The sequence below is a fragment of the Rhizobium rosettiformans genome, from assembly GCF_016806065.1.
Lineage (GTDB): Bacteria > Pseudomonadota > Alphaproteobacteria > Rhizobiales > Rhizobiaceae > Allorhizobium.
Map to the genome: position 1 here is coordinate 2,859,991 of NZ_CP032405.1, position 21,816 is coordinate 2,881,806.

Sequence of the window (21,816 nt, forward strand, 5' to 3'; positions counted from 1 at the left end):
CGGCAAAGGCTTTCCGCGCCCACCTTGAAAATGGCTCAAACGCTGTCGATCTGTGCTCCAAGGAAACTTTTCACAGGTCGGAGCGTTTTGCGCTTCGGGCTTTTCTAGGCCGCGAAAGGGCGACATGAAAATCAAGGCGGTACTCAATCGCGACGGCGGCACCTTCAAGACCACCGACATGCAGACCTATTGCGAAAGCGCGAACCGCGCCTTTGCCGCGAAGGGGCATGAGCTGGACTGCACTATTGTCGGTGGCGACGAGATCGTCGAAGCGCTGGAAAAAGCTGCCGAAGCGCCCGGGATCGACGCCGTCATCGCCGGCGGCGGTGATGGTACCATCTCGACGGCAGCTGGCATCGCGTGGAAGTCGGGACTGCCTCTCGGCGTCATCCCCGCCGGCACGATGAACCTTTTCGCGCGCTCGCTGAAATTGCCGCTCGACATCTGGAAGGTCCTGGATGTGCTCGCCAATGCCGAGATTGCCGATGTTGACATCGCAACGGCCAATGGCCGGCCCTTCGTCCACCAGTTTTCCGCAGGCCTGCACGCCCGCATGGTGCGTATGCGCAACCAGATGAACTTCGCCTCGCGCCTCGGCAAGATGCGGGCAAGCACCAGTGCCGCTTTCGGCGTCATGCTCGACCCGCCGCGTTTCGATGTCGTCTTTGATATGAACGGCGATGGCAAGAGCGACGAACGACCGGTCTCGGCGATCTCCGTTTCCAACAATCCGCTGGGCGACAACTCGTTGTTCTTCGCCGATCGGGTCGATACCGGCAAGCTGGGTGTCTATCTCGCAGCACCTCTCGAGCCGACCGGCGTCGGGCTCCTCGCCTTCGACATCATCAGGGGCAAGTTCAAGGACAATGACGCGGTGACGGCGTCGACCGCCGACATGGTGCGGCTGCATTTCCCAAAACATCGCAAAGGCGCGGCCTGCGTTCTGGACGGCGAACTGCTGCGCATGCCGGCCGACGTCGAAATCAAGATCCATGCCGGCGAGTTGAAGGTCCTCGTCCCCCAACCGCAGCCGGTAGCGTAAGGGAAGGGCGCCCGGAATAGCCCGGGCGCCGTCGTCTCAGTGGCTGAAGGCAGCCGCGATCAGATCACGGGTATAGTCTTCCTGCGGATGATCGAAGATCGTCTCGGTCGCCCCCTGCTCGACGATTTTGCCGTTCTTCATCACGATGACATGGTCCGACATCGCGCGGATGACCGACAGGTCGTGGCTGATGAAGACGTAGGACAGGCCGTGTTTATCCTGCAGGTCACGCAAGAGTTCGATCACCTGACGCTGCACCGAGCGATCGAGTGCCGATGTCGGCTCGTCGAGGATGACAACCTTCGGCTTCAGGATCATCGAGCGCGCGATTGCGATACGCTGCCGCTGGCCGCCCGAGAATTCGTGCGGATAACGATTGCGCGCCGCCGGATCGAGGCCGACTTCCTTCAGTGCGGCGATGGCGCGTGCGTCCCGCTCGGCCCGGCTGAGCTGCGGCTCGTGCACGTAGAGGCCCTCGGTGATGATCTCGCCAACCGTCTGGCGCGGCGAGAGGGAGCCATAGGGGTCCTGAAACACCAGCTGCAGCTGCTTGCGGAAGGGGCGCATGCCAGCCCGGTCGAGGTTCGAGATATCCGCCGTCTCGAAGCGGAAGGCGCCATCGGCTGCGAGCAGCTTCAAAAGCGCCCGTCCGAGCGTCGACTTGCCAGATCCTGACTCCCCGACGATGCCGATGGTCTGGCCCTGGCGGAGCCGGACGCTGACCTGGTCGACGGCCCGGAAGGTACGGTTCGGGCGCAGGAAACCACCGCTGCCGATGTCAAAATCGACAGTGACATCACGGCCTTCCAGAACCACTGGGGCATCATCCGCCGGCGGCGGCTTTGTGCCGGTCGGTTCTGCAGCCAGCAGCATCTTCGTATAGTCATGCTGGGCGTTGCCGAAGATCGCATCGCGGCTGCCCGTCTCGACGATTTCGCCCTTGCGCATAACGGCGACACGGTCGGCCACATGTTTGACCACGCCAAGGTCATGGGTGATCAGCACGATCGCCATGCCGAAGCGCTTCTGCAGGTCGGCGAGCAGATCGAGGATCTGCGCCTGGATGGTGACGTCGAGCGCAGTGGTCGGCTCGTCGGCAATCAGGACATCAGGCTCGTTGGCCAAGGCCATCGCGATCATCACGCGCTGGCGCTGGCCGCCGGACATCTCGTGCGGATAGCTGTCGATGCGGCGCTCCGGGTCGGGAATGCCGACGAGCTTCAAGAGTTCCAGCACGCGAGCGCGCGCTTCCGTCTTGCTCATGCCGCGATGATGGATCAGCGGTTCGGCGATCTGCTTGCCGATCCGGTAGAGCGGGTCGAGCGAGGTCATCGGCTCCTGGAAGATCATGGTGATCTTCGCGCCGCGCACCTTGTTCAGCTCGCCGATCGGCAGGCCGACGATGTTGCGTCCGCCATAGACGGCCTCGCCTGTGACATCGCCGTTCTTTGCGAGCAGTCCCATGATACCCATCATGGTCTGGCTCTTGCCGGAGCCGCTTTCGCCGACGATGGCAAGCGTTTCGCCCTTCTTCACCGAAAAGCTGATGCCCTTGACCGCTTCCACGGTGCCATCGGGTGTCGCGAAGGTCACCTTGAGGTTGGAAACGTCGAGCACGGTTTCATTGTTTGTCTTGTCGTCCATGCTCATCGGTCCTTCGGATCCAGCGCATCCCGCAGGCCGTCGCCCACAAAATTCAGCGAAAACAGCGTCACCACGAAGAAGATCGCCGGGAAGATCAAAAGCCAGGGTGCATTCTGCATGCTGGCAGCCCCTTCCGAGATCAGCGTGCCCCAGCTGGCAAGCGGCGCCTGGACGCCGAGACCCAGGAAGGAGAGGAAGCTCTCAAGCAAGATGACCTTCGGCACGATGACCGTGACGAAGACGATGACCGGGCCGATCGTGTTCGGGATGATATGCCGGCGGATGATCTGCCAGTCGGTCAGGCCCAGCGCTTCGGCCGCACCGACGAATTCGCGGCGTTTGAGCGACAGCGTTTGGCCGCGCACGATGCGGGCCATTTCAAGCCATTCCACGGCCCCGATCACCAGGAAGATCAGGATCACCGATCGCCCGAAGAAGACGACGAGCACCACGACGAGGAAGACGAAGGGCAGCGAGTAGAGGATCTCGACGATACGCATCATGACATTGTCGACACGCCCACCGAGATAGCCCGAGGTCGCGCCGTAGACGACACCGATGCCGAGCGAGACGAGGCTGGCGGCAAGACCCACGGCGAGCGAGATCTGCCCGCCCAGCATGACGCGAACGAGCAGATCGCGGCCGTTGGAATCCGTGCCGAAGGGGAACGTGATCTGGTCCACGTTGCCGGAGACCGTCAGGCTGCGCCCGTCTTCCGACTGCGCAACGACTTCCGAATTCTTGAACTCGTTGTTGCGGTCGAAATAGCGGATCGTGCGCGGATCGATCTGCGTCTCGGAACTGATCACGGCGGTAAAGCGACCGCTCTCGACGGTGAAATCGTTGAGCGTTACGCGTGCCCGATTGGCCACGCTTTCAGCCACTTGCTGCAGCGTCTCGGGATCGGGCCGCGGGGTCAGGCTCGGCGGCACGTTGACGTAGGACGAGAAGACCTGGTCGTAGCTGTGCGGCACGAACAGGGGGCCGGCGAAAGAGAACAGCGTGACGAACACCAGAAGCACGCAGCCCGTAATTGCCGCCTTGTTGCGCCGAAAACGCATCATGGCGAGCTGGGCGAGGCTGCGCCCGGTGATCTCCGCCTGAGGGGAAACGGTGATATCAGTCATTGCGAACCCTCGGATCGAGCAGGCCATAGGCAATATCGACCAACAGGTTGAAGACGATCACGAACACGGCGACGAGGATGACGGTGCCCATGACGAGAGGATAGTCGCGGTTGAGCGCGCCGAGCACGAAGTAGCGGCCGACACCGGGAATAGTGAAGATCGTCTCCACCACGGCGGAGCCGGTCAGAAGTGCGGCGGCACAAGGTGCGAGATAGGAAACGATCGGCAGCATCGCGCCACGCATTGCATGGGTCACGACGACAACACGCGAGGGCAGGCCGTAAGCTTTGGCCGTGCGGATATGGTCGGTATGAAGCGCCTCGATCATCGCGCCACGGGTGAGGCGGGCGAAAACGGCAAGCTGCGGCAGAGCAAGCGCTGTGACCGGCAGGATGAGGTAACGCAGCGATCCATCGCCCCAGCTGCCTGCGGGTAGCCAGTTGAGGATGACGGCAAACAACAGCGTCAGCACCGGACCGACGACGAAATTGGGGATGGTCACGCCGACTGTCGCAAACGACATGACGGCGAAATCAAGCGTGCTGTTTTGCCGGAGTGCAGCAACGGTTCCAAGCAGCACACCGCCGATCAAGGCAACGAGGATCGCGATACCGCCGAGCTGGATCGAATAGGGCAGGGCCTTGCCGATCAGTTCGGAGACGGTGTTGTCCTTGTAGATGAAGCTCGGGCCGAGATCGCCGGTGACAGCATTTCCGATATAGCTCAGATACTGGGTGATCAGCGGCTGATCGAGTTTGTAGGTGGCCATGATGTTGGCCATGGTCTGAGGCGGAAGCGGGCGCTCGAGATTGAAGGGGCCGCCGGGCGCAAAGCGCATCAGAAAGAATGAGATGGTGACGACAATGAAGATCGTCGGGACGGCGCTCATCAGCCGCCGCAGCACGAAGGATGTCATGTCCTGCTCCTGAATGGACGACGCGCGGCTTGAACCGTGCGTCGTCCGGTCACGTGACGAGATTATTCAGCGACGCGAAGGAAGCGGCTGAGATGCTCGTTGGCAGCATTGTCCTGCCAGCCGGTGACGCGGTCGGAGACCAGCCACAGGTTCGCAGTGCTCATCAGCGGAGCGATCGGCTGATCACGCATCAGTATGACTTCGGCATCATGCAGGATCTTCTTGCGGGCGTCGGCATCGCCTTCGATGTAGGACTTTGCCATCAGCGCGTCGAACTCCGGATTGTTGTACTTGCCGTAGTTGAACGAGGTGTTGGTGGATACGTTGAGGCCGAGGAAGTTTTCAGCATCCGCGTAGTCTGCGACCCAGCCGGCGCGAGCGACGTTGAACGCGCCACCTTCCTGCAGATAAGCATAGTGCGAGGCCACGTCGAGGTTGGTCATGGTGACCGTTGCGCCGAAGGTGTTCTTCCACATGTCGGCAACGGCGGTTGCGACGCGCTCGTGGTTCGGGTTGGTGTTGTAGCGGATCTCGATGTTAAGCGGCTTGCCGCCTTCACCGTAACCGGCTTCCTTCATCAGTTCGATCGCCTTGTCTTCGCGGTCGAGCTGCGACATCTCGGCGAAGTCCGCCTTGGCTGCCTCGTAACCGCCGAGACCGTCCGGAACCAGCGAATAGGTCGGCAGCTGGGCGCCGGAATAGATTTCGTTGGCAAGGAAGTCGCGGTCGACGGCCATCGAGAGCGCCTGACGGACGCGGACGTCGCTGTAAGGCTCCTGGCGGGTGTCGAACACATAGTAGTAGGTCGAGGCCGACGGCGAAACGCGGACCTGCTCGCCATAGCTGTCCTTCAGGCGATTAATCTGGTCGGCCGAGAAGTTGTAGACGAGGTCCATTTCCTTGGCTTCGAAACGGCGAACCGAAGCGGCCTGGTCGTCGATCGGGTAGAAGATAACCTTGTCGATCTGGGTGTTGGCGGCATCCCAGTGGTTCTCGTTCTTCACGACGACGAGGTTGTCGTTCGGGACGTGGCTTTCGAGCTTGTAGGCGCCGTTGGACACCATGACGCCCGGCTTGACGAAATCCTTGCCGTTCTTTTCGACGCTTGCCTTGGAGACGGGCAGGGCAGTCTGGTGGGCAAGCAGTTCGAGGAAGAACGGCGTTGCGCGCTCGAGGGTCACTTCGAGGGTCTTCTCGTCGACGGCCTTGACGCCGATTTCTTCCAGCTTCGCTTCACCCTTGTTGGCCTTTTCGGCATTCTTGATCGGGTAGAGGATGTTGGCGTATTTCGCGGCGGTTTCCGGGTTCTGGACGCGCTGGATCGAGTAGACGAAGTCTTCAGCCGTTACCGGCGAGCCATCCGACCACTTGGCGTTTTCACGGATCTTGAAGGTGTAGACGGTGCCATCGTCGGAGATGGTCCAGCTTTCGGCAGCGCCGGGCACGATTTCGCCCTTGGCGTCGTAGATCGTCAGGCCCTCGTAGAGATCCTTGAGGATGAAGGCTTCGATGTCGATCGAGGTATTGGCCTGGTCGAGCGTTTGCGGCTCGCCGGAATTGCCGCGATGAAGCACGACTTCGGCCAGCGCCTGGCTTGCGCCAAACATCAAGGAGGTGAGGAGAAGAGAGGTGCCGAGCAGCCGGCGCGTCTGGATAGACATCGTTTTTGAACTCCCAGTTCACGTTAACGGAAACGGACAGAAGAATATTCGTGCGGAGGTGGCAAGCCGCATTTTTTGTGGCCACCCTAATTTTAGGGAGGAAATTGGAGGGGTAGCCTGTGACTTGGCACGAAGATTTCGTGTGACCGTTTTATGACGAAATAAAATTATAGCGCCAAATCCTGCCCGAAATGCGACAACGCGGCCGTAAGGCCGCGTCTGCGAGGTTTTCGGTGGCTGGGGGAGGGGTCAGATCCGTGGCAGGTAGGTCTGATAATCGAAGCTCGAGACGGTGCGCAGAAAGGCCATAGCTTCCTTGCGTTTGGTGTCGCCGTAGATGCGCTGATATTCGGCGCCGAAGATGTCGGCGATGAAGGTAGACGCACGGAAGCGTTCGACGGCGGTCAGGAAATCATAGGTCAGCATGTCGGGGTTCTCGGGCGCGCTGTCCGGCGTCGTGACCGGGCCGGGATCGAGGTCCTCGTCGAGGCCAAGCAGGATGCCGCCGAGGATGGCGGCGAGCAGCAGATGCGGATTGGCGTCCGCTCCCGCAACACGGTGCTCGATGCGGGCGGCCGGGCCGTCCTTGTCGGGAATGCGGATTGCTGTGCCGCGATTGCCGAAACCCCAGTCGATCTTGTCGGGCGCAAAGGAGCCCGGCTGAAAGCGGCGATAGGAATTGGCAAAGGGCGCGAAGATCAGCTGCGCGTCCTGCATCGACCTCAGCATGCCCGCCGTGATCGACTTCAGCTTCACCGGATCGCCGCCCTTGGCGTCGAGGATATTGCGGCCGTCCTTGTCGATGATCGAGGCATGCACATGCAGGCCAGAGCCGGCGTGATCGCCGTAAGGCTTGGCCATGCAGGTGGCCTTGAAGCCGTGGCGGCGGGCGGCGAAATCGACGACGCGCTTCAGATAAATGCAGTCGTCGGCAGCGGCCATGGCGTCCGGCTTGTGCAGGAGGTTGACCTCGAACTGGCCGGGGCCGAATTCGGCGGTCGTCGCGTCCGCCGGCAGGCCCATGTCATCGCAATAGCCGCGCACGGTGGCGAGGAAGTCTTCCATCGCAGCGGTCGCGCGCATGTCATAGAGCTGATAGCCCTCGACCTCGCCGTTCATGACGAGTGCTTTTGGCGGCATCGGCACGCCGGTTTCCCGGAAATCGGGCTCCATCACGTAGAATTCGAGCTCGGTGGCAACAACCGGCGTCAGGCCCTTCTCCTCGAAGCGCTTCAGCACGTTGGCGAGGATGGCGCGTGGGCAGACATAATGCGGCTCACCGGAGAGCGTGTGCATGGTAGCGAGCACCTGCTTGGAGCCTGCGGGTCCCCAGGGCAGCGTTGTCAGCGAGTTCTTGTCCGGCATGCAGATGCCGTCGGGATCGCCGAGCGTCAGCGAGATCTTGGTGATGTCGTCATTGTCGTCGCCCCAGATGTCGAGCGACTGGGTGGAGGCCGGCAGACGGACCGTGTTCTTCCAGACCTTGTCCTCGGCTTTCAGCGGGATCATCTTGCCGCGCAGGTCGCCATTCATCCCGACAAGCAGCACCTCGATGCGCGCGGAAGGGTCGGCTGCGGTCTGATCGGCGGCCTCGGTCGGTGCTGTCATGGGGAAACTCTCGCTGGCTTTCTGGGCGGATTTGGCCGGAGGGACGCGGCAATCGGTGCCTTGCCAAACGCGTTTTGGACGGTCATGTTCGTAGCCGATAATGTTCCGCCTTTCAATGCGAGGCAAGGCAGCCGCACGGACCATGTTTGGCCGTGAAAGCAAGAGCTTCCGCCCCGGCCGAGGATCCGACCCATGAACAAGCCAGTAACCGCCGTCTCCAATCTCGGTGCCATTGATGCCGCGCATCATCTTCACCCCTTCTCGGACATGAAGAAGCTGAACGCATCCGGCACAAAGATCATCACCCGGGCAGAAGGCGTGCATATCTGGGACTCGACCGGTAAGCAGTATCTCGACGCGTTCGCAGGCCTCTGGTGCGTCAATGTCGGCTATGGCCGCAAGTCGATCGCCGATGTCGTGCATGCGCAGATGCTGGAGCTGCCCTATTACAACACCTTCTTCGGCACCACGACGCCGCCGACCACGCTGCTCGCCCAGAAGATCGCCGAAAAGACCGGCCCGAAGATCAACCGCGTCTTCTTCTCCAATTCCGGCTCGGAAGCCTCCGACACCTGGTTCCGCATGGCGCGCGTCTACTGGAAGGCCCTCGGCCACGAGACGAAGACGCAGGTGATCGCCCGCAAGAACGCCTATCACGGCTCGACCGTTGCGGGCGCCTCGCTCGGTGGCATGAAGTGGATGCACGAGCAGGGCAACCTGCCGATCGAGGGTATCCACCACATCAACCAGCCCTACTGGTATGCCGAGGGCGGCGATCTCACGCCCGAGGACTTTGGCCTGAAGGTCGCCCGCGAGCTTGAAGAGAAGATCATCGAGCTCGGCGAGGAAAATGTCGCGGCCTTCGTCGCCGAGCCGATCCAGGGGGCCGGCGGCGTCATCGTGCCGCCCTCGACCTACTGGCCGGAAATCAAGCGCATTTGCGCGAAGTACCAGATCCTGCTCGTCGCCGATGAAGTCATCTCGGGCTTCGGCCGTCTGGGGTCGTGGTTCGGCCACCAGCATTATGATTTCGAGCCGGATCTCGCGCCGATCGCCAAGGGCCTATCCTCTGGCTACCTTCCGATCGGCGGCGTGCTGGTCTCCGACCGCGTGGCGGAAGTCATGGTCAACGAACTCGGCGATTTCTATCACGGCTACACCTATTCCGGTCACCCGGTGGCAGCCGCCGCCGCGCTTGAAAACATCCGCATCATTGAGGAAGAAGGCCTGGTCGAGCGCGTCCGCGACGACACCGGCCCCTATCTCGCCGCAGCACTCGCCTCGCTCACCGACCACGAACTCGTCGGCGAAGCCGTCAGCGTCGGCCTGATGGGCGCCGTTCAGATCACCGCCGACAAGGCCACCCGCCGCCGCTTCAAGAAGCCAGACGATACGGGCACCGCCGTCCGCAATCAGTGCGTCAACGCCGGCGTCGTGCTGCGTGCCACCGGTGACCGCATGCTCTTCTCCCCGCCGCTGATCATCGAGCGGTCGCAGATCGACCAGGCGGTGGACACGCTGCGCAATGGTTTGGACTGGCTGAAGGACAATCGCGGCGAGGGGTGAGGGGACACGGCGCATCTCTGGCGCCGTCCGTCGCCCGGTGATATACATTCGATATCACTCGGAGGGCACGATGCGTACGCTGGTCGACATTCCGGAAGAGGATATTGAGGCGCTGGACAGGCTCGCGGCTCAACGGAATGTGTCGCGTGCATCTCTGATCAGAGAAGCGGTCGGTGAACTTCTGGATCGACAGAAGGACGATATTGTTCTGGACGGTTTCGGGCTATGGGCTGGTTCGGAGACTGAAGATGGCCTGATCATTCAGCGGAAACTTCGCGCCGAATGGTGAAGGTCCTCTTCGACACCAACATCGTGATCGATGTGCTTAGGGGAGTTCCTCCTGCTCAGGACGTGATGATCAGTTATCCGGAGCGCGCAGTCAGTATCATCAGCTGGATGGAGGTCATGGTTGGCGCGCCCGCGACGCTCAGTGATGCAACACGAGCATTTTTGCGAGGGTTCGAACTGATTGGCCTTACGGAAAGCATCGCCAATCAGGCCGTTGTCGTAAGGCAGGTTCACAAACTCAAATTGCCGGACGCAGTCATCTGGGCGACAGCAAAGGTGCATGGTCTGAAATTGCTGACGCGCGACACCAAAGGTTTTCCGCGTCAGCACCCCGATATCATCGTACCTTACGAACTCTGACATGCAGGCTCATCCGTCTCACGGCATGAACTGCCCGCCATTGATGTCGATCGTCTGCCCGGTGATGTAGCCGGAGAGCATCGGCGAGGCGAGGAAGAGATAGGCGCCGACGCAATCCTCCGGTGTGCCGGTGCGCTTTAGTGGCACGCTGCCGGCGACCTGATCGAGCTGGCCGGGCAGGGCGTATTTGTCCTGGAAGGCCGTGGTGATGACGCCGGGCGCCACCGCATTGACGCGGATATTGTACTTGCCGAATTCCAGCGCCATGCCCTTGGTGACGGCGCCGACAAAGGCTTTCGATGAGCCATAGACGCCGGAGCCTGCGGTGCCGCCCGTGCGAGCGGCCACCGATGTCGTGTTGATCACGAACCCGCCCTCACGCTTGAGATACGGCACGGCGGCCTGTGTCGTGGCGATCACCGAGCGGGCATTGACGTCCATCACCTTGTCGTAATGGGCGTCCGTCATCTCTTCATAAAGCACGCGGGCGATCATGCTGCCGGCATTGTTGATGACACCATCCAGTCGGCCGAAGGTCTCGGCCACATGCGCGACCGCCGCCGCCATGGCCTCCGATGACGCCGCATCGGCTTTCACGAGCACAACGCTGCCTCCGGCGGCTTCTATGTCGCGGGCGATGGCATGGGCCGCTTCCGCATTGGAATTGTAGTGCAGACCGACCAATGCGCCCTGTGCGGCAAATGCCCGGGCCAGGGCCTCGCCGATGCCGCTCGATGCGCCGGTGATCAGCACGGCCTTGCCGGCGAGATCGGGAATGGTGAGTGCGGTCATGGACTTGTCCTCCTGTTGTCGGACAAGTTAGAGCGGCCTCGGCGTGATTTGGCAAGGCCGCTCTCGTCGTCAGCTTATGGCTTTACGCAGGCTTCCAATCGAAGGGCAGCGGTGCCTCGCGGAAGGCGAAGCGGTCGAGGTGGCTGGCCACCACGCCCTGATAGGTTTCGAGCTTTTCGGGGTCATCGGTCTCGATCAGCACTGTGAGCGTCCCGGCATCGGACTGCATCGATGCCGTGGCTTCCGGAAACTTGACGATCGCCTTGTGGTTCTCGTCGTCAAGTTCAACCTCGAGCTTGTGCGCCCAGTGCTTGCAGAGCTGTTGCAGATATTTCCAGCCGTTTTCTGTCGCGACTGTGGTGGTGGATCTTGCCATGGTCAGAGCCTTTCGATCTTGCCGACCGCTTCGTCGAGGATGCGGGCGACCTCCAATTGCGTCTCGCGCGTGGTTGTCTCGCGCGACAGACAGTCATGCAGGGCCTGTTTCAGGTTGTGCATGGCGCGACGCACCGGGGCTGCATCGGTTCTTTCGCTGACTTTTGCAAGCGCGGTCAGGCGCCCTATGGCAGTTGCAACCTCGTCGGCTCGCTCTGCGAGATGTGTCCGGCCGGCTTCGGTGATGGTCATCAGCTTGCGTGGTCCATCGCTTTCATGCTCTTCCGCGAGCCCCATGTCGAGAAGCAGCGTCATGGTCGGATAGACGACGCCGGGCGAAGGGGCATAGGCACCGCCCGACAGGCTCTCGATCTCCCGGATCAGGTCATAGCCGTGGCGCGGTTGGTCCTCGACCAGTTTCAAGAGGACAAGGCGCAGCTCCCCGCCGTCGAACATGCGGCGGCGTTCGCCACGTCCTCTGGGGCCACCGAACGGCCCGCCTTGGGGGCCGCCATGGCGCATGGCATGCATCGCCAGGCGAAAGGCATGGAAGGGATTGCCGCATTCGCCGCGGCCGCTCTGGGAATGTCTCATGATCATCTCTCGTTCTGTTTTAATTGCATCTAAGATATATCTTAGACTGGGCGATGCAAAGCCTGACCGTAAAAATCTCTCTGGGGTCATGCTGGCCCGGCTTGGGCGCGAGGACTAAGATCGGATGAGGAATCGCTGAGGAGGGCGTCGATGAGCGAGAAGCGGCACGAATACCAAGTCACGGTCACCTGGCAGGGCAATGCCGGCACAGGCACCTCCGGCTACCGCGACTATGGTCGCGACCACCTGATTTCGGCCGAAGGCAAGCCGGACATTCTGGCCTCCGCCGACCCGGCCTTTCGTGGCGATCCGGCCCGGTGGAACCCGGAGGATCTCTTCCTTGCCTCGCTCTCGGCCTGCCACAAGCTCTGGTACCTGCATTTCTGCGCCGTCTCCGGCGTCATCGTCACGGCCTATGAGGATCAGGCCGAGGGCGTGATGGAGATGGATGCCAATGGCACAGGACGGTTTGTCGACGTCTTGCTGAAGCCGCGCGTTACCATCAAGCGCGGTACCTTTCCGGAGCTCGCATTGGACCTTCATGGCGACGCGCATGAGAAATGCTTCATCGCCAATTCGGTCAATTTCCCTGTCCGCTGCGAGGCGAAGATCGTCGAGGCTTGAAGGCGCACCCGACAAGATAGACGCATTCAGAGGCGAAGCGCCGCGATCAGGGCACGAAGTGCCGGCGGTTGCTGGCGGCGGCTCGGGTGATAGAGATGCAGGCCGGGAAAGGGCACGCACCAGGCGTCGAGAACCTGGATCAGCCTTCCGTCGGCGATGTCCTCGACCACTTCCTCCTCCATCATGTAGCCGAGTGCTGCGCCGGCCCGGACCGCGGCGGCCATCAGCGGGCCGTCATTGGCGATGAACTGGCCTGACGGGCGGAAGCGAAACTCTCGGCCATCTTCCTCGAAATCCCAGGCCATCACCGCGCCGGACTTCAGTCGGAAACCGACGCAGACGTGATCCTTCAGATCCGCGGGCGTCTGCGGCGGTGGATGCCTTTCGAAATAAGCGGGCGTGCCCACGACGACCGTGCGCAGCATCGGTCCGACAGGGACTGCGATCATGTCCTTGTCGACCGACATATGAAACCGGATACCGGCGTCGAAGCCTTCTGACACAATGTCTGTCAGCTGATCCTCGACATTGATCTCCACTTTGATGTCGGGGTGGTCGAGCAGGAAGCCCGGCAATTTCTGCATGAGAACCGTCTGCGCGGCATAGGTCGATGCCGTTACGCGAACGGTGCCGGACACGCGGTCGCGCCAATGCGCCAGCCCCGCCAACCCTTCCTCGATGCTGGCGAGCGCAGGCGATACCGTTTCCAGGAGCCGCTCGCCGGCTTCGGTCGGGGCGACGCTGCGGGTGGTCCGTGACAGGAGGCGCACATCGACCCGCGCTTCGAGATTGCGCATGGCATGGCTGAGCGCCGAGGCCGAAATGCCGAGCTTCGCCGCAGCCCGGGTAAAGCTGCGCTCACGGGCGACAGTGGCGAAGGCTAGCAGATCATTGAGCTCGTTGCGTTCCATTCATGCAAACTGCTCACAAGCGCATGCCGGGCGCAAGCGCTAATCGGGGCATTGAGGCCGGGCTATCTCCATGGAGTGACAGAGACCTTCCCACGGAGATAATCAGATGAGCCTCGAAAACTATCGCACTCTTGGCCGCTCCGGCCTCGCCGTGAGCCCTTTGGCGCTCGGCACAATGACATTCGGTGCCGCCGGCTGGGGCGCGGCAGAAAGCATCTCCCGCACGCTCTTCGACACCTATGTCGAGGCGGGGGGCAATTTTGTCGACACCGCCGACATCTATTCGGGCGGCCAGAGTGAAGAGATGCTCGGCCGCTTCATGGCCGAGCGCAAGCTGCGCGATCGCCTCGTGGTCGCAACGAAATCCGGCTTCGCGCGGGGAACCGGCAGTCCGCATGGCGGCGGCAACGGTAAGAAGAACATCCGTCAGTCGCTGGATGCCTCGCTGAAGCGCCTGAAGACGGACTATATCGACATGTACTGGATACATGTCTGGGACCGGACGACACCGGTCGAGGAAGTCCTGGAGACGCTTGCAAGCGCGGTCCGTGACGGCAAAATCCTGCACTACGGCTTCTCCAACACCCCCGCCTGGTACGTCACGCGTCTGGCGACGCTGGCGGAGGCGCACGGCCTGCCGAGGCCGATCGGGCTGCAATATGCCTATTCCCTGATCGATCGCGCCGCGGAGCTGGAGCTTCTGCCGGCCGGACAGCAGCTGGGCCTCGGCATGGTCCCCTGGAGCCCGCTTGCCGCGGGGCTGCTCACCGGCAAATACGACCGCAGCATGTTGTCAGAAGCGGACCGGATGCCGGCATTGCCGGCCGATGCGGACAACGGCGAGGGGGCACGCGAAGGGGGGCGCCTCTCCGGCGACAATCCGTTCGGCGGCATGTTATTCACCGAGCGCAATTTTGCGATCGTCGATGCGCTGCGGGATGTCGCAGCAGACCTCGGACGACCGATGGCGGAGGTCGCTCTCGCCTGGGTCTCGACCCGACCGGGCGTGTCGTCGGTCCTGGTCGGTGCAAGCCGCCCAGAGCAATTGCTGCAGAACTTCGCCTCGCTCTCAATCACATTGGACGGCCAGCATCGGGATCGACTGGAGGCGGCAAGTGCCTTGCCCACCCTCAACCCCTATTTCATCTTCCAGCTTCCGCCCGAGATGCGGTTTGGGGTGAAGACGCTCGACGCCTGGCGGGCGTAAACGAAACCGGGCGGCCAGTGGGCCGCCCGGGATTGTCTTTATTATTGAAACGCCGTCTCGAAGAAGCTTCTGAGCTTGCGGGAATGCAGGGCTTCGGTCGGCATGGCGCCGAGCTTTTCCAGTGCCCGGATGCCGATCTGCAGGTGCTGGCTGACCTGCGTCTTATAGAAGGCGGTCGCCATGCCGGGTAGCTTCAGCTCGCCATGCAGCGGCTTGTCGGAGACGCAAAGCAGCGTCCCGTAGGGCACACGGAAGCGGAAGCCGTTAGCGGCGATGGTGGCCGATTCCATGTCGAGTGCGATGGCGCGCGCCTGGGAAAGCCGCTTGACCGGTCCGCGCTGGTCGCGCAGTTCCCAGTTGCGGTTGTCGATCGTGGCGACGGTGCCGGTGCGCATGATGCGCTTGAGCTCGAAGCCCTCATAGCCGGTAATTTCCTCGACCGCGTCTTCCAGCGCCAGCTGCACTTCCGACAGCGCTGGGATCGGCACCCAGACGGGCAGATCGTCGTCGAGCACGTGGTCTTCGCGCATATAGGCATGCGCCAGGACATAATCGCCGAGGCGCTGGCTGTTGCGAAGCCCGGCGCAATGGCCGAGCATCAGCCAGGCATGCGGTCTGAGCACGGCGATATGGTCGGTGATCGTCTTGGCATTGGAAGGGCCGACGCCGATATTGACCACGGTGATGCCGCCATGCCCCTTTTTCTTCAGATGATAGGCCGGCATCTGCGGCAAGCGTCCGAGGGCAACGCCCTCCGTGGGCTCAGCATGACCGGATGGCGTCACGATGTTGCCGGGCTCGACGAAGGCCGTGTAGTCGCTGTTTCCGTCCGCCATCAGCTTGCGGGCATAAGCGCAGAACTCGTCCACATAGAACTGGTAGTTCGTGAAAAGCACGAAGTTCTGGAAGTGATTGGCGCCGGTTGCCGTGTAATGCGACAGCCGCGCCAGCGAATAATCGATGCGCTGTGCCGTGAACGGCGCCAGCGGATGCGGTTCGCCGGGCAGAGGCTCGTATTCGCCATTGGCGATCTCATCATCGGTGACAGTGAGATCAGGCGTATCGAAGATGTCGCGCAGCTGCATGTCGACGAGGCCGCCGGCAGACGCCTCGACATGCGCGCCTTCCGCAAAGGCAAAATGCAGCGGAATGGGGGTTGCCGATTCAGACACCGTGATCGGCACTTGATGATTGCGCATCAGAAGCGCCAGCTGCTCTTTCAGATAATGCCGGAAGAGCTGCGGCCGGGTGATCGTCGTGGTGTAGATGCCGGGCGAGGTCACGTGGCCGTAGGAGAGACGGCTGTCGACATGGCCGAAGCTCGTCGTCTCTATGCTGACCTGCGGATAGAAGGCGCGGTATCGACCCTCGATCGGACCGCCCTTGGCCAGAGACGAAAAGGCCTCGATCAGGAAATTCGTATTGCGCTCGTAAAGCGCCGTCAGCGCGTCGACCGCGGCCGTCGCATCTGTGAAGGCCTGAGGCGCAAAGGGCTCGGGGCTGATGGAGTTCTGGGGTGCTGGGGACAGGATTCGTGTGTTCATGGCGCATTATAGGAGACGAAATCTGACAAGCAAACGACGTCATGGGGGATGCGTCAAGATTTCTTGGCGTCGGTCTGCGACCAAGCCTGCGCCCTGGTTTCAATCAGAGGCTCGGGCGGCAGCTGTTGAGGCCTGTCGGCGCGCAGCTCGCGACCAGTCCCGATGACGTGTGTCGCAGGCCCGGCTGGTTGTTGACCACGAGCTGCGCGAACATGAAGGCGAAAAGCGCCATGGTCACAGAGATGATGGTGAAGCGTCGTGCCAGCGTGCCCATGTCGTGAACTCCTTTGCAAACCGTTGGAGAGGTTCTAGCAAAGCCGGGCTGAATGCGGCCTGAGATCCCAATTCATCTGGCATTCAGAAGCGTTAACCGGCAGCCCGAGTTTGTTAACAAAGTCATTTTGCCAGAAGTGCAAAACGGCGTCGGTCTTGGACGGTGTTCTTGAAAACGAAAAAGGGCGCCGGTTGTAGCCGGCGCCCCTTCGCTGTTTTCAAACGTCGATCGCCTCAGAGACGCGACCAGGTCTGCGTCTTGCAGAGCACGGCCATGACACAGCCCCGCATCTTCAGCGAATTGCCGGAGACGGAGCCGGAGCCCGCATAGGTCTTGTCGGTTTCCGGATCGGTGATCTCGCCCTTGTAGCTGTCGCCGCTGCCGGACATCTTGCCGATCTGCTTGCCGTTGTGCTTGCCGCTCTTCAGCGTCACGCAGTAAGCGCCGCCGCAGGGTGCGATCTGGGCCGTGGCGCCGGATGCCGTTTTCCAGTTGCCTTCGATTGGCTCGGCGGCCTGGGCGGTGAAGGCCGAAAGCGCAAGGGCTGCCGCAATGATGATGGAACGCATGGTCTGATCTCTCCTCCCGAGATGATGGTCCTCTCCCGTGGTCGGAGACGGTCCTCTCCGCAGCCGTCCAACGGTTAAGAATTAACTTACGCACACGTAAAGGTAAAATGCAATCCGCCGCGAAAAGCGAGCGGTGGAAAGCCTCGGATCGCAGCAAATCCTGCATTTCTGCGAATTGCCTTCCGAAATCATGGTGAAAAATCGGTTGATTTCACAGCGTGAAGCTTTCGTAAATTTTGAGCGGAAATCCTTGGGTTGTAGGGGAAGCGATGCTTAACGGAATCCGAAGTTTACGAAGCTTTTGTACTTTGTTTTCAGCAAATTAAGGATGCATTTTAAGCGAGTTTTGAAGACCGTTTGGCATAGTGAACCCATCAAACGAGCAGGGAAAAACCCCGCCAAACCCGACCAAAGCGAGAATGACCGGACAAAGATCCGGCGCCGTTTCGGAAGGGCCCGCAAGGGAAAACAGGGACGACCGAGAAACTAGGCAAACAGGGACAAAACCAATGGCACGCTTTGAAATGCACAATTCCGAAAATGCCACGATGGGTGGCGAAACCCGGGCTGATGTCTTCCGCGACATGGGTCTGATGTATGCAACCGGCCGCGGTTGCCCTGTTGACCTGGTGTCGGCACACAAGTGGCTGAACATCGCCGCGATCAAGGGCTGCGACCGCGCTGCCGAGCTGCGCGCCGATCTCGCCCAGACCATGAGCAAGATCCAGCTCGCCGAGGCGCTTCGTGCAGCCCGCGAATGGATGACCATGCACTGACGAATTCCGGCCGCGACCGCGGCAGGAGAATGACAAGAATAACCCTGAGTGGGGAACGTGGCGGGGACCTTTGGACGGGGCCAGGGCCAACACTTTTCAAAGACCGCGACCGGCAGGAACAAGGCCGGCGCGGTCTTTTTCATTGTGTAAAGGTCAGACGAGAGCCTTCAAGACCTTCGGCAGCGCTTCTTCGAACAGGTCGAGATCTTCGGGCAGGCCGGCCGAGACCCGGATGCAGCGGTTGAGCGGGGCAACACCGGGCATGCGGATGAAAACGCCTTGCTCCATCAGCCCGTCGACGATCGCGCGGGCATAGACCCCATCGCGCCCGCAATCGATCGCCACGAAGTTGGTGGCAGAGGGCAGCGGGTTAAGCCCATTGGCCTTCGCGATGGTCGAGATCCGGTCGCGTGCCGCCTTGATCCGCCCCACGACGTCCGCGAGATAGGTCTGATCGGCGAGCGCCGCGAGTGCCGCCTCGGTCGAAAGCCTCGGCATCCCGAAATGATTGCGGATCTTGTCGAAGGCAGAGACGGTGCCAAGCGTGCCGATCCCATAGCCGACGCGGGCACCCGCCAGGCCGTAAGCTTTTGAAAATGTGCGGGTTCGGATCACGTTCGGAAGATCGATCAGCACATCGGCGGACGGGATCGAACCCTCGGGGGCGGTCTCGCTATAGGCTTCATCAAGGATGAGTAGGGTGGTCGAGGGCAGAGCGCGGGCGAAGCTGACGATGCTGTCTTTATCCCACCAACTGCCCATCGGATTGTCGGGGTTTGCGAAATAGACGAGCGGCGCATCCTCTTGCTTCACCAATGTGAGCAACGCATCGAGATCTTCCCGGTCGTCCCGGTAGGGAGCCGTGACCAGGCGCCCGCCAAACCCGTTCACATGAAAATTGAAGGTCGGATAGGCACCGAGCGAGGTGATGACAGGCATGCCGGGCTCGATCACCAGCCGGACGATCAGCCCGAGCAGGTCATCGATGCCTTCGCCGATCACGAAGTTCTCCGGCTTCAGTCCGAGATGTGCGGCGAGCGCCGCCTTGAGGGCATGGTTTTCCGGGTCATTGTATTTCCAGATCTCGCCTGACTTCTCGGCGATCCTGGCAAGTACGGAAGGTGCCGGGCCGAAGCCGCTTTCGTTTGCGCCGATGCGGGCGCGAACCGCAAGTCCCCGTTGCCGTTCGATGGCTTCGGGACCGACAAAGGGTACGGTTGCGGGGAGCGAGGCGGCGAGGGGTGTGAAGCGTGAAAATGCGGTCATTGCGAAGCGGCATCCGGCGGTCGAGAGCGATCCGCTCACCATAAGAGCCGCCGCGGCCGAAGCAAGCCGGATCCGCCGGGATCAGTCCTGTTCAGCGAGAAGAGACTCTTTCAGCGCCCGAGCCGTGCGCCATTGCCGTTCTGGAAAGGCTTGACCGGGGCGTTGACCGTTTCACCGAGCATGAAGTCGGCGCGGACGATCCGGTGCAACATGTGCTCGGAGATCGGCGCGATGAACTTCACGCCGACCCTGTTGCCGTTGCGATAGGCCTCAGCACATCCAATCCTGTCGGCAAGGCCGACGATCTGCAGATAATAATGAGAGGAGAGGCCAATTGCGGTCGTGAGTTCGATCGCTGCACCGCCTTGCGAAATGTCGACCACTTCGCAGCTGCGGATCGTGATGCCGGTGAGGCCGGGGCGAACCGACATCACCTTGGCCGGCCGGCGGACGTAAAAGCGCTCCCATTTGCGCTCGTACATTTCGGAGCGTACCCCAGCCAGATGCGTCGCATTTTCCATCGCCATGACCGGCTCCCCAAACTTTTCTGTCTCACACTGTGCGCACTAATATTTGCAGTAGCATCAATAAGATCGCTCAAATTTTACCAATACGGAATATTCGGTTTCAACGGACGTCCCGGCAAGCGCAGGCCGCGCTTCCGCCCGCAGGATAGCGCAAACGGTGATCAGCTGGCGCGAGATCTCAGTGGCTTGTTTCGAAGGAAAGCCTGACGACACGGTGCAGGAATTCGGGGTCGATCAACATGTTGAAGCCGACCGTGAGCTTTTCGGCTTCGCGGCGGATCAGAGTGCAGCCGATGTCATCGTGAATGCCGAGGATCTCCAGAAAGAAGTTCGGCGGCACCTGGACATGCGGCGAGACGTCGAGATCGGCACCATAGAGCGAAATCGTCCGGATGAGGCAGCGCTGCGACCGCGCCATGCTGAGATGGTGGCCGACAAACACGATCTTGCCGGGGCGATCGATCTTGAATTTCTCGAAGATCTGATCCCGAGGGATGTCCGATTTTGCGTCCGGTATCCTCTGCAAGGGCATATTACCCTCCCACGGTGTCAAGTTAGAATGACATGCTAGCCGATGTCCGTTACCAGATTCTGCATGCAAACCGTAAAATCCAGACGAGCTTTCAAATTGGCAAGATTTGCCAGCCACTTCGTCGGTTGGCTGTTTGTGCCGTTTTTGGTCGGGAATGCCGTAGGTAGCAATCGGCGAGGACGTACACGCCGGTGACAATGGACGGTTTCGACCGGCGAGCCCCAGGCCAACTTGACCGCAAACCGCCACAAAGCTAGGCCTTGCTGCATCGCATCGTGGCCGGTTCTCCGGCAGCGATTCTGATTTGGACGGCATAAGGCAGGGAGTGCATCACGTGGCGGAGCGACTGGTGATTATCGGGGCGGGGCAGGCGGGTTTCGCTCTGGCCGCAAAGCTGAGGGCGCTGAAGGACGAACGCCCGATCACCCTTGTCGGCAACGAGCCGGTGCTTCCCTATCAGCGGCCTCCACTTTCCAAAAAGTATCTGCTCGGCGACATGGACTTCGATCGGCTGCTGTTCCGGCCTGAAGCCTGGTATGGCGAGAACGGGGTCGAGATCCGCCTGTCGACGCCGGTCGAAGCGATCGATCGTGACAAGCGCGTGGTCAAGCTGTTTGACGGCAGCGAGATCTCTTATGAGACCCTCGCCATTGCGACCGGGGCGACGCCGCGCCGTCTGCCGGCCGCCATCGGCGGTGATCTCGATGGCGTCTACACGATGCGTGACAAGGCCGATGCCGATCGTCTGGCCGACGAGATGAAACCGGGCCATCGGCTCCTGATCATCGGTGGCGGTTACATCGGTCTCGAGGCTGCTGCTGTCGCCCGCAAACTGGGGCTCGACGTCACACTGATCGAAATGGCAGACCGCATCCTTGCCCGCGTGGCCGCCCGCGAGACGGCGGATGCGATCCGCGCGATCCATGAAGCCGAGGGCGTGAAGATCCACGAAAGGACGGGCCTGACCCGTTTGATCGGCGATGAGGGCAGAGTGAAAGCCGCCGAGCTCTCGGACGGCCGCGTCATCGACGTCGACCTGGTCATCGTGGGGATCGGTGTGATCCCAAACGATCGTCTGGCGGGTGATGCTGGGCTCGAGGTTCAGAACGGCATCGTCGTCGACGATTTTGGCCGCACGAGTGATCCTGCCATCTTCGCCATGGGCGACTGCGCCGTTCAGGATTGGGACGGGGAGCAGGTCCGGCTCGAATCCGTGCAGAACGCGGTGGATCAGGCAGAAGCCATCGCCGCCGTGATCGCAGGCGGTTCCGAGCCATATCGCCCGAAGCCCTGGTTCTGGTCGGACCAGTATGATGTCAAACTGCAGATCGCGGGCTTCAATCTGGGCTATGATCAGACCGTACTGCGCCCCGGTAGCCGCGAGGGCAGCCTTTCGATCTGGTATTTCCGCAAGGGCGTCTTCATTGCCGTGGATGCGATCAACGATGCCAAGGCCTATGTGACCGGCAAGAAGCTCCTGGAACTCGGCCGGCCGCTCGATCCTGTCTCGATTGCCGATCCCGCGCTCGACCTGAAGAGCCTGATGGCGTGAGGCCGCCGTTCGAGGTCGGGCAGGGGACAAGAGAGTATAAAGAGCAAGGGCCGGACAAAGC

General features: G+C 61.4%; 23 protein-coding genes. 8 read left to right on the top strand and 15 right to left on the bottom strand.

The annotated features are described in order from the left end of the window. Positions 1 to 124: 124 nt before the first annotated feature. The gene (locus tag D4A92_RS13945; RefSeq protein ID WP_203014200.1) at positions 125 to 1,042 is read left to right on the top strand and encodes a diacylglycerol/lipid kinase family protein; all 918 of its coding nucleotides are present in this window, start codon (positions 125 to 127) and stop codon (positions 1,040 to 1,042) included. 36 nt (positions 1,043 to 1,078) lie between these two features. Here the strand turns inward: D4A92_RS13945 and D4A92_RS13950 are convergent, their stop codons facing one another. The 5 genes from D4A92_RS13950 to D4A92_RS13970 all read right to left on the bottom strand — a co-directional run bounded on the left by D4A92_RS13950 (position 1,079) and on the right by D4A92_RS13970 (position 7,998). After that, the gene (locus D4A92_RS13950; RefSeq protein ID WP_203014203.1) at positions 1,079 to 2,686 is read right to left on the bottom strand and encodes an ABC transporter ATP-binding protein; all 1,608 of its coding nucleotides are present in this window, start codon (positions 2,684 to 2,686) and stop codon (positions 1,079 to 1,081) included. A gap of 2 nt (positions 2,687 to 2,688) precedes the next feature. Continuing rightward, positions 2,689 to 3,813, bottom strand: coding sequence for an ABC transporter permease (locus D4A92_RS13955; protein ID WP_203014206.1), 1,125 nt, complete (start codon positions 3,811 to 3,813; stop codon positions 2,689 to 2,691). Continuing rightward, positions 3,806 to 4,729 (bottom strand): oligopeptide ABC transporter permease OppB, encoded by a 924-nt coding sequence (gene oppB / locus D4A92_RS13960; RefSeq protein ID WP_203014209.1) that lies wholly within the window; start codon positions 4,727 to 4,729, stop codon positions 3,806 to 3,808. The genes D4A92_RS13955 and oppB overlap by 8 nt, the downstream gene beginning before the upstream one ends. 62 nt (positions 4,730 to 4,791) lie before the next feature. Continuing rightward, complete coding sequence (locus tag D4A92_RS13965) at positions 4,792 to 6,390, bottom strand: peptide ABC transporter substrate-binding protein (protein ID WP_203014212.1); 1,599 nt, start codon at positions 6,388 to 6,390, stop codon at positions 4,792 to 4,794. A gap of 249 nt (positions 6,391 to 6,639) precedes the next feature. Then, positions 6,640 to 7,998, bottom strand: coding sequence for a glutamine synthetase family protein (locus tag D4A92_RS13970; RefSeq protein WP_203014214.1), 1,359 nt, complete (start codon positions 7,996 to 7,998; stop codon positions 6,640 to 6,642). Positions 7,999 to 8,190: 192 nt separating this feature from the next. On the opposite strand from D4A92_RS13970, the gene D4A92_RS13975 reads away from it, so the two are divergent. The 3 genes from D4A92_RS13975 to D4A92_RS13985 all read left to right on the top strand — a co-directional run bounded on the left by D4A92_RS13975 (position 8,191) and on the right by D4A92_RS13985 (position 10,212). Beyond that, positions 8,191 to 9,564 (top strand): aspartate aminotransferase family protein, encoded by a 1,374-nt coding sequence (locus tag D4A92_RS13975; protein WP_203014217.1) that lies wholly within the window; start codon positions 8,191 to 8,193, stop codon positions 9,562 to 9,564. A 70-nt stretch (positions 9,565 to 9,634) separates the two neighbouring features. Further along, positions 9,635 to 9,853 (top strand): CopG family transcriptional regulator, encoded by a 219-nt coding sequence (locus D4A92_RS13980; RefSeq protein ID WP_185810907.1) that lies wholly within the window; start codon positions 9,635 to 9,637, stop codon positions 9,851 to 9,853. Beyond that, positions 9,847 to 10,212, top strand: a complete 366-nt coding sequence (locus D4A92_RS13985; protein WP_203014220.1) for a type II toxin-antitoxin system VapC family toxin — start codon at positions 9,847 to 9,849, stop codon at positions 10,210 to 10,212. The genes D4A92_RS13980 and D4A92_RS13985 overlap by 7 nt, the downstream gene beginning before the upstream one ends. 18 nt (positions 10,213 to 10,230) lie before the next feature. Here D4A92_RS13985 and D4A92_RS13990 read toward each other — a convergent pair whose 3' ends face one another. The 3 genes from D4A92_RS13990 to D4A92_RS14000 form a co-directional block, all read right to left on the bottom strand. Continuing rightward, positions 10,231 to 11,004 carry an SDR family NAD(P)-dependent oxidoreductase gene (locus tag D4A92_RS13990; protein ID WP_203014223.1) on the bottom strand — a complete coding sequence of 258 codons (774 nt, stop codon included), beginning with the start codon at positions 11,002 to 11,004 and terminating at the stop codon, positions 10,231 to 10,233. An 82-nt stretch (positions 11,005 to 11,086) separates the two neighbouring features. Further along, a complete protein-coding gene (locus tag D4A92_RS13995) occupies positions 11,087 to 11,380 on the bottom strand; it encodes a DUF2218 domain-containing protein (RefSeq protein WP_203014226.1) in 294 nt (97 codons plus the stop codon). Between the two features lie 2 nt (positions 11,381 to 11,382). Next, on the bottom strand, positions 11,383 to 11,973 hold the full coding sequence (locus tag D4A92_RS14000; protein ID WP_203014229.1) for a PadR family transcriptional regulator: 591 nt from the start codon (positions 11,971 to 11,973) through the stop codon (positions 11,383 to 11,385). Positions 11,974 to 12,123: 150 nt separating this feature from the next. Between D4A92_RS14000 and D4A92_RS14005 the strand changes: the two genes are divergently transcribed. Then, a complete protein-coding gene (locus D4A92_RS14005; protein ID WP_203014231.1) occupies positions 12,124 to 12,597 on the top strand; it encodes an OsmC family protein in 474 nt (157 codons plus the stop codon). Positions 12,598 to 12,623: 26 nt separating this feature from the next. Here D4A92_RS14005 and D4A92_RS14010 read toward each other — a convergent pair whose 3' ends face one another. Then, positions 12,624 to 13,508: a LysR family transcriptional regulator gene (locus tag D4A92_RS14010; RefSeq protein WP_203014234.1), complete on the bottom strand. Its 885-nt coding sequence runs from the start codon at positions 13,506 to 13,508 to the stop codon at positions 12,624 to 12,626. Positions 13,509 to 13,614: 106 nt separating this feature from the next. On the opposite strand from D4A92_RS14010, the gene D4A92_RS14015 reads away from it, so the two are divergent. Next, positions 13,615 to 14,715: an aldo/keto reductase gene (locus D4A92_RS14015; RefSeq protein ID WP_203014237.1), complete on the top strand. Its 1,101-nt coding sequence runs from the start codon at positions 13,615 to 13,617 to the stop codon at positions 14,713 to 14,715. Positions 14,716 to 14,756: 41 nt separating this feature from the next. On the opposite strand, the gene D4A92_RS14020 is transcribed toward D4A92_RS14015, so the two are convergent. The 3 genes from D4A92_RS14020 to D4A92_RS14030 form a co-directional block, all read right to left on the bottom strand. Then, a complete protein-coding gene (locus tag D4A92_RS14020) occupies positions 14,757 to 16,259 on the bottom strand; it encodes an AMP nucleosidase (RefSeq protein WP_203014239.1) in 1,503 nt (500 codons plus the stop codon). Between the two features lie 103 nt (positions 16,260 to 16,362). Next, complete coding sequence (locus D4A92_RS14025) at positions 16,363 to 16,533, bottom strand: hypothetical protein (RefSeq protein WP_203014242.1); 171 nt, start codon at positions 16,531 to 16,533, stop codon at positions 16,363 to 16,365. Between the two features lie 233 nt (positions 16,534 to 16,766). Next, the gene (locus D4A92_RS14030) at positions 16,767 to 17,102 is read right to left on the bottom strand and encodes a DUF2147 domain-containing protein (RefSeq protein WP_076395390.1); all 336 of its coding nucleotides are present in this window, start codon (positions 17,100 to 17,102) and stop codon (positions 16,767 to 16,769) included. Between the two features lie 509 nt (positions 17,103 to 17,611). On the opposite strand from D4A92_RS14030, the gene D4A92_RS14035 reads away from it, so the two are divergent. Beyond that, positions 17,612 to 17,878 (top strand): SEL1-like repeat protein, encoded by a 267-nt coding sequence (locus D4A92_RS14035; RefSeq protein WP_006727350.1) that lies wholly within the window; start codon positions 17,612 to 17,614, stop codon positions 17,876 to 17,878. A 153-nt stretch (positions 17,879 to 18,031) separates the two neighbouring features. Here D4A92_RS14035 and D4A92_RS14040 read toward each other — a convergent pair whose 3' ends face one another. The 3 genes from D4A92_RS14040 to D4A92_RS14050 all read right to left on the bottom strand — a co-directional run bounded on the left by D4A92_RS14040 (position 18,032) and on the right by D4A92_RS14050 (position 20,203). After that, a complete protein-coding gene (locus tag D4A92_RS14040; RefSeq protein WP_203014245.1) occupies positions 18,032 to 19,144 on the bottom strand; it encodes a pyridoxal phosphate-dependent aminotransferase in 1,113 nt (370 codons plus the stop codon). Between the two features lie 110 nt (positions 19,145 to 19,254). Further along, a complete protein-coding gene (locus D4A92_RS14045) occupies positions 19,255 to 19,671 on the bottom strand; it encodes a PilZ domain-containing protein (RefSeq protein WP_203014248.1) in 417 nt (138 codons plus the stop codon). Between the two features lie 178 nt (positions 19,672 to 19,849). After that, a complete protein-coding gene (locus tag D4A92_RS14050; RefSeq protein WP_006727353.1) occupies positions 19,850 to 20,203 on the bottom strand; it encodes a hypothetical protein in 354 nt (117 codons plus the stop codon). Positions 20,204 to 20,537: 334 nt separating this feature from the next. Between D4A92_RS14050 and D4A92_RS14055 the strand changes: the two genes are divergently transcribed. Then, complete coding sequence (locus D4A92_RS14055; protein WP_203014251.1) at positions 20,538 to 21,755, top strand: NAD(P)/FAD-dependent oxidoreductase; 1,218 nt, start codon at positions 20,538 to 20,540, stop codon at positions 21,753 to 21,755. Positions 21,756 to 21,816: the final 61 nt, after the last annotated feature.

Excerpts from the sequence above, each read along its gene's own strand:
- D4A92_RS13985 (WP_203014220.1), top strand. The coding sequence starts at position 9,847 with ATGGTGAAGGTCCTCTTCGACACCAACATCGTGATCGATGTGCTTAGG.
- D4A92_RS14000 (WP_203014229.1), bottom strand. The coding sequence starts at position 11,973 with ATGAGACATTCCCAGAGCGGCCGCGGCGAATGCGGCAATCCCTTCCAT.
- D4A92_RS13995 (WP_203014226.1), bottom strand. The coding sequence starts at position 11,380 with ATGGCAAGATCCACCACCACAGTCGCGACAGAAAACGGCTGGAAATAT.
- D4A92_RS13965 (WP_203014212.1), bottom strand. The coding sequence starts at position 6,390 with ATGTCTATCCAGACGCGCCGGCTGCTCGGCACCTCTCTTCTCCTCACC.
- D4A92_RS13975 (WP_203014217.1), top strand. The coding sequence starts at position 8,191 with ATGAACAAGCCAGTAACCGCCGTCTCCAATCTCGGTGCCATTGATGCC.
- D4A92_RS14035 (WP_006727350.1), top strand. The coding sequence starts at position 17,612 with ATGGCACGCTTTGAAATGCACAATTCCGAAAATGCCACGATGGGTGGC.
- D4A92_RS14010 (WP_203014234.1), bottom strand. The coding sequence starts at position 13,508 with ATGGAACGCAACGAGCTCAATGATCTGCTAGCCTTCGCCACTGTCGCC.
- D4A92_RS14020 (WP_203014239.1), bottom strand. The coding sequence starts at position 16,259 with ATGAACACACGAATCCTGTCCCCAGCACCCCAGAACTCCATCAGCCCC.
- D4A92_RS13950 (WP_203014203.1), bottom strand. The coding sequence starts at position 2,686 with ATGGACGACAAGACAAACAATGAAACCGTGCTCGACGTTTCCAACCTC.
- D4A92_RS13945 (WP_203014200.1), top strand. The coding sequence starts at position 125 with ATGAAAATCAAGGCGGTACTCAATCGCGACGGCGGCACCTTCAAGACC.
- D4A92_RS13970 (WP_203014214.1), bottom strand. The coding sequence starts at position 7,998 with ATGACAGCACCGACCGAGGCCGCCGATCAGACCGCAGCCGACCCTTCC.
- D4A92_RS14015 (WP_203014237.1), top strand. The coding sequence starts at position 13,615 with ATGAGCCTCGAAAACTATCGCACTCTTGGCCGCTCCGGCCTCGCCGTG.
- D4A92_RS14045 (WP_203014248.1), bottom strand. The coding sequence starts at position 19,671 with ATGGCGATGGAAAATGCGACGCATCTGGCTGGGGTACGCTCCGAAATG.
- D4A92_RS14025 (WP_203014242.1), bottom strand. The coding sequence starts at position 16,533 with ATGGGCACGCTGGCACGACGCTTCACCATCATCTCTGTGACCATGGCG.
- D4A92_RS14040 (WP_203014245.1), bottom strand. The coding sequence starts at position 19,144 with ATGACCGCATTTTCACGCTTCACACCCCTCGCCGCCTCGCTCCCCGCA.
- D4A92_RS14005 (WP_203014231.1), top strand. The coding sequence starts at position 12,124 with ATGAGCGAGAAGCGGCACGAATACCAAGTCACGGTCACCTGGCAGGGC.
- oppB (WP_203014209.1), bottom strand. The coding sequence starts at position 4,729 with ATGACATCCTTCGTGCTGCGGCGGCTGATGAGCGCCGTCCCGACGATC.
- D4A92_RS14050 (WP_006727353.1), bottom strand. The coding sequence starts at position 20,203 with ATGCCCTTGCAGAGGATACCGGACGCAAAATCGGACATCCCTCGGGAT.
- D4A92_RS13990 (WP_203014223.1), bottom strand. The coding sequence starts at position 11,004 with ATGACCGCACTCACCATTCCCGATCTCGCCGGCAAGGCCGTGCTGATC.
- D4A92_RS14030 (WP_076395390.1), bottom strand. The coding sequence starts at position 17,102 with ATGCGTTCCATCATCATTGCGGCAGCCCTTGCGCTTTCGGCCTTCACC.
- D4A92_RS13980 (WP_185810907.1), top strand. The coding sequence starts at position 9,635 with ATGCGTACGCTGGTCGACATTCCGGAAGAGGATATTGAGGCGCTGGAC.
- D4A92_RS13955 (WP_203014206.1), bottom strand. The coding sequence starts at position 3,813 with ATGACTGATATCACCGTTTCCCCTCAGGCGGAGATCACCGGGCGCAGC.